Annotated in this window: 1 protein-coding gene and 1 pseudogene; one reads left to right on the top strand and one right to left on the bottom strand. The window is 67.3% G+C overall.

What is annotated here, in order from left to right; all coding sequences use genetic code 11:
* Nucleotides 1-51: 51 nt before the first annotated feature.
* A complete protein-coding gene (locus tag OBACDRAFT_RS16315) occupies nt 52-399 on the top strand; it encodes an AMP-binding enzyme (RefSeq protein ID WP_043587468.1) in 348 nt (115 codons plus the stop codon).
* A gap of 220 nt (nt 400-619) precedes the next feature.
* Here OBACDRAFT_RS16315 and OBACDRAFT_RS29980 read toward each other — a convergent pair.
* A pseudogene (locus OBACDRAFT_RS29980) lies at nt 620-700 on the bottom strand (hypothetical protein); the annotation flags it as partial.
* Nucleotides 701-703: the final 3 nt, after the last annotated feature.

The raw sequence follows: 703 nt of genomic DNA, 5'->3' as shown, positions 1-703 counted from the left end.
GTTGCGGCGTCGTTGTTTCGTGGATACTGGCCGGGCTGGCGGGCGGGGGAAATGTGGTTGACGGGCGACGTGGGCGTTTTGGACGCGGAGGGGCGTTTGCAGGTGGCGGGGCGGGGGGATGCGTTGATTATCACGGGCGGAGAAAAGGTGAATCCGCTGGAGGTGGAGGCGGCGTTGCGCGAGTCGGGTTTGTTTGCGGATGTGGTGGTGCTGGGTGTGCCGGATCGGGAATGGGGGGAGTCGGTGGTGGCGTTTTACTCGGAGGAGTTGGAGGGGGGGGGGAGTATGGGGTTGGCGGAGCGGGTTGCGGCGCGGTTGAGGGGCGGCTGGCGGGGTTCAAGCGTCCGCGGCGTTTTGTGCGGGTGTCGCCTTGGCCGCGCAATGCGCAGGGCAAGGTGAACCGGGAGGCGTTGAAGAGGTTGGCGGGGTGAGAGGGCGGGTCAGTTTTTTCTTTGGAAGGCGGCGATGTAGAAGCCGTCGGTGTCGTGGATTTCGGGGGGGATGGTGAGGCCGCCGTAGGCGTCGGGTGTGAGACCGGGGGGGGGGAGGGGGGCGGGAAACGGGCAACAACGGTGTCGCGGTGGGCGGCGAGGAAGGCGGCGGCGACAGTGGTGTTTTCTTCGTCGCAGAGGGAACAGGTGGCGTAGAGGAGGTGGCCGCCGGGACGGACGTGCGTGGCGTGGCGGGTGAGGAGTTCCAACTG

Source organism: Geminisphaera colitermitum TAV2 (assembly GCF_000171235.2).
In the GTDB taxonomy this organism is placed as follows: Bacteria; Verrucomicrobiota; Verrucomicrobiia; order Opitutales; family Opitutaceae; genus Geminisphaera; species Geminisphaera colitermitum.
The sequence above is the reverse complement of the archived record's forward strand: the minus strand, read 5'-3'. Positions and strand labels throughout refer to the sequence as shown.

Coding starts and splice junctions, on each gene's coding strand:
- OBACDRAFT_RS16315 (WP_043587468.1), top strand. CDS start 52: ATGTGGTTGACGGGCGACGTGGGCGTTTTGGACGCGGAGGGGCGTTTG.